Genomic DNA, 4,502 nt, shown 5'->3' with positions numbered 1-4,502 from the left:
CTTGTTCAAGAATCAACTGATCTTCAATACCTTCCTTGATGTGACGCGACTGACGCCACATGCGCGCGCCTGACGCCTGCAGCGCAATGCCGACGAAAATCAGGATGTAGATGACCCAGAAGCCAATATTGGCACCGCCATGAAACTCCGGTACCGGTGAGTTTTGCCAAAACAGGTTCAAAAACGGCGTATTGAACTTGATCATGTCGACCATGACATGGACAAAATCAAGCATCACTGCATCAATGCCCGGCTGCTTTTCACTGTGTTTAAACATGAAGCCGAGAATTGAGATAATGGTGGATAGCAGCGCCGGAATAAAAATTACCCAGCCAGCCACTCGCTTAAGGATGGCGATGCGGCCAGCCTGTTGGTAAGTCATGGTGTCTCCCTTCACATACAATAGTTTTGCCCTAAGTCTACCTGCACTGCGGCTTTTTTTCCTGAAAAATGCGTAACCTGCCGTGAGTCGGATTTCCCGGCTGCGCATGATAAGGTAGGGCAAATTTCAAACGGAGCTGTTGTATGTCTTATCGTCGCCCGGTGTTGGCCGCTATTTTTGATATGGACGGATTGCTGATCGACTCTGAACCCTTGTGGGATCAGGCAGAACTGGATGTGTTTGCGAGTCTGGGTGTGGATATTACCCGCCGCCATGAACTGCCCGATACGCTGGGTTTGCGCATCGATCAAACCGTCCGTATGTGGTTTGAAGCTTTGCCGTGGAACGGCCCGGATCAGGCGGAAGTGACGCAACGTATCATTGCTCGCGCACTGGCATTGGTTGAGGAGACGCGTCCATTACTGCCCGGCGTTGAACAGGCATTGCAACTTTGCCAGCAGCAGGGATTAAAAATCGCCCTCGCCTCTGCCTCACCGCTGTTTATGCTGGAGCGCGTGCTGGAGATGTTCGACCTGCGTAAATACTTCGACGCCATTGCTTCAGCCGAAAGCCTGCCGTACAGCAAACCTCATCCCCAGGTCTATCTGGATGCGGCGACGAATTTGGCGGTGGATCCGCTTAACTGTGTGACTCTGGAAGATTCGTTCAATGGCATGATCGCCACCAAAGCCGCGCGCATGCGTTCGATTGTGGTGCCAGCAGCCGAGTACGCGGATGATTCGCGTTGGGCGCTGGCCAATGTGAAGCTGGCGAGTTTGGCCGAGTTGAAAGCTGAGCATTTGTTCAATTAATTCTGATACACCTGTGCCGGGCCAGGACTCAGCCCCTCCATTCTCGTTGCCCATCTGTGGGCAACGCTTTGCATTGTTCCTGACACCCACTACGCCAATAACTGCGCGTATTTGATCACCCACACAATTAAATAAAACAACGTTTCATTTTTATTGAATTCACATCTCATCCTGCCTAAGATGCCCAAAGACCCGCTTCGGGACACTTCCTTCAACTTTGAGAGGTCTGAGATGGACGTTCGTCAAAGCATTCATACTGAGCATGCAAAAAATCTGGACACCGCCGGCTTACGTCGCGAATTTTTGATCGAGAAAATTTTTGAGGCAGACCATTACACCCTCACTTACAGCCACATTGATCGCATCATCATTGGTGGTGTCATGCCAATCCAGCAGTCGGTGACGATCGGTGAAGAAGTCGGCAAACAACTGGGCGTGAGCTATTTTCTCGAACGCCGCGAACTGGGCGTGATCAATATTGGCGGGCCGGGCTTGATTGACGTCGATGGCAAAACCTGGGAGGTGGGCCATCAGGAGGCGCTGTATGTTGGCCAGGGAGCCAAAAGCGTGGTTTTCCGCAGCAGCAACGCCAACCTTCCAGCGAAGTTTTACTACAACAGCGCACCCGCACATACCCGTTATCCGGATAAAAAGATCACCCTGCAGGATGCAGTCAAAGCCACGTTAGGGGATGCCGCGACCTCAAACCGTCGCACCATTAATAAATTTATTGTGCCGGATGTGTTACCCACCTGCCAGCTCACCATGGGACTCACGCGTCTTGATGACGGCAATCTCTGGAACACCATGCCGTGCCACACCCATGAACGTCGTATGGAAGTGTACTTTTACTTTGATATGGCAGATGACAGCGCCGTTTTCCACATGATGGGCCAGCCGCAGGAAACGCGCCATTTGCTGGTGCACAACGAGCAGGCGGTGATTTCACCAAGCTGGTCAATTCATGCCGGAGTGGGCACACAGCGCTATACCTTTATCTGGGGCATGGTGGGCGAAAATCAGGTGTTCGATGACATGGACCACGTCAGCATCAGCGCGCTGCGCTAACAGGAGCGAAAGATGATCCTTAACGCATTTAATCTTGAAGGCAAAATTGCGCTGGTCACCGGCTGTAATACCGGTTTAGGTCAGGGGATGGCCTTAGGGTTGGCGCAAGCCGGCTGTGACATCATTGGCGTTAATCGTGCCGGTCCTGCCGATACACAGTCTAAAGTTGAAGCCCTGGGGCGCCGCTTTTGGTCGATTCAGGCCGATTTGACTCAGCCGAAAGGGGTGCCGCAGATTGTTGAACAAGCCGTGGCTCAGGCCGGACGTATCGATATTCTGGTGAATAACGCGGGCATCATCCGCCGTGAAGATGCACTCAACTTCAGCGAGCAGGACTGGGACGATGTGATGAACATCAACAGCAAAAGCCTGTTCTTCCTGTCTCAGCAGGTGGCGCGTCAGTTTATCGCTCAGGGCAACGGCGGCAAAATTATTAATATCGCCTCAATGCTCTCCTTTCAGGGCGGCATTCGCGTGCCCTCTTACACTGCGTCGAAAAGCGCGGTGATGGGTTTAACGCGGCTAATGGCAAATGAGTGGGCGAAACACGGCATTAACGTGAATGCCATCGCTCCTGGCTATATGGCGACCAATAATACCGAACAACTGCGTAATGATGAGTCGCGCAACGAAGAGATCCTTGGGCGCATCCCTGCCGGACGCTGGGGTGTTCCGGATGACATGATGGGTCCGATCGTGTTTCTGGCTTCTGACGCTGCAGATTATGTGCACGGCTACACACTGGCCGTCGATGGTGGATGGTTAGCACGCTAACCTGTTCTTTTCCCGCGTCATTATGACGCGGGAAAGCGAAAAATATTAACGCTTCGTTACAGCGTCACCGTTCTATTTCACTGGATAAATCCCTATACTGGATGCATCGACAGTTTTTGCAGCCAGGTTTCATCATGACGGCCGAAGGCCATATCATTTTTGCCATTGCCAGCGCGATTTTTGCTAAGCGTGCGGAGCTGACGCCAGTCATGGCCAGCGCCGACTGGTGGCATCTCGTGCCTGCTGCACTGCTGACCTGTCTGCTGCCTGATATTGACCATCCTAAATCTGTGTTAGGCCAGCGCCTGAAATGGATCTCACAACCCATTGCGCGCGCCTTTGGTCATCGTGGATTTACCCACAGTTTGCTGGCGGTGGCGATAAGCCTGTGGCTATTCCAGATTAACGTTCCGGCGGACTGGTTCCTGCCTGCTGATGTTTTACAGGGGATGACGCTGGGTTATCTCAGTCACATCGTCGCCGACATGTTGACCCCCGCAGGCGTCCCCTTGCTGTGGCCGTGCCGCTGGCGTTTCCGTTTGCCGCTGCTCAATAGCCAGAAAGGCAATCAACTGGAGCGCGCACTTTGTCTCGCATTGGTCGGATATGCATTGTGGTTTCCCGCAGGTATGCCCTCTTTTGGTGCCAACGGTTGGCCCGAGCAACTGTTTAATACGCTGCAAAATGGTGTCGGTCGGCTAGTTAATGGCCAAAGTGGTCAATAACCAGGCAAATCAATCAATAAAGTTATAAACCATTCCTTTTGAGTATAAGCCTGCACTTTCCTGAACTGGTAACATTCCTGACATTCCCTGACGGGAACTTACTGTTTTCCGTGCCAGCCAAACGTGCTGCGCGGCACACCTCTGGAGTCGAGTATGGATTTTCCCCTCATTATTAATATCATCGCCTTCGTTGCGTTGCTGATTCTGTTGAATCGTATTGGCAACCAAAGCTGGAGCCTGTCGAAACGCGTGCTGACTGGCTTAGTGATTGGCGTGCTGTTCGGTCTGGCGCTGCAAACCATTTATGGCGAAAACAGCCCGGTGGTGAAGGATTCAATTAGCTGGTTCAACATTGTCGGCAACGGTTATGTCCAGTTGCTGCAGATGATTGTGATGCCGCTGGTGTTTGCGTCAATCCTGAGCGCTGTCGCGCGCCTGCATAATGCCTCTTCACTCGGCAAGATCAGCGTGCTGACCATTGGCGTATTGCTGTTCACCACCGCGATCTCCGCGTTGGTGGGTGTGATGGTCACCGGGCTGTTTGGCCTGAGCGCAGAAGGTCTGGTCCAGGGTGCGCAGGAAACCGCACGTCTGAGCGCGATCCAGAGCAACTATGTAGGCAAGGTTGCCGATCTCAGCACGCCGCAGCTGCTGCTCTCCTTTATCCCGAAAAATCCGTTTGCCGATATGGCGGGTGCTAACCCCACCTCGATCATCAGCGTGGTGATCTTCGCTGCCTTC

The 4,502-nt window shown here is 52.8% G+C and carries 6 protein-coding genes; 5 read left to right on the top strand and 1 reads right to left on the bottom strand.

The window, feature by feature from the left end; all coding sequences use genetic code 11:
- The coding region (locus RT340_RS22090; RefSeq protein WP_313377812.1) for a YniB family protein at positions 1-382 on the bottom strand (382 nt) is incomplete at its 3' end.
- A 143-nt stretch (positions 383-525) separates the two neighbouring features.
- Here RT340_RS22090 and hxpB point away from each other — a divergent pair.
- The 5 genes from hxpB to RT340_RS22065 all read left to right on the top strand — a co-directional run.
- Entirely contained in the window at positions 526-1,194 is a 669-nt protein-coding gene (gene hxpB / locus RT340_RS22085; protein ID WP_313377811.1) for a hexitol phosphatase HxpB, read from the top strand.
- Between the two features lie 231 nt (positions 1,195-1,425).
- Positions 1,426-2,262, top strand: coding sequence for a 5-dehydro-4-deoxy-D-glucuronate isomerase (gene kduI, locus RT340_RS22080; RefSeq protein WP_034821747.1), 837 nt, complete (start codon positions 1,426-1,428; stop codon positions 2,260-2,262).
- A 12-nt stretch (positions 2,263-2,274) separates the two neighbouring features.
- Complete coding sequence (kduD, locus tag RT340_RS22075) at positions 2,275-3,036, top strand: 2-dehydro-3-deoxy-D-gluconate 5-dehydrogenase KduD (RefSeq protein WP_097119257.1); 762 nt, start codon at positions 2,275-2,277, stop codon at positions 3,034-3,036.
- 134 nt (positions 3,037-3,170) lie between these two features.
- Positions 3,171-3,761 carry a metal-dependent hydrolase gene (locus tag RT340_RS22070; protein ID WP_058959772.1) on the top strand — a complete coding sequence of 197 codons (591 nt, stop codon included), beginning with the start codon at positions 3,171-3,173 and terminating at the stop codon, positions 3,759-3,761.
- A gap of 153 nt (positions 3,762-3,914) precedes the next feature.
- Positions 3,915-4,502 (top strand): cation:dicarboxylate symporter family transporter (locus RT340_RS22065; RefSeq protein WP_313377808.1); only part of this gene is annotated, 588 nt, incomplete at its 3' end.

This window comes from Pantoea sp. CTOTU50773 (assembly GCF_032082325.1).
GTDB lineage: Bacteria > Pseudomonadota > Gammaproteobacteria > Enterobacterales > Enterobacteriaceae > Pantoea > Pantoea communis.
This window is presented reverse-complemented; position numbering and strand designations above follow the sequence as displayed.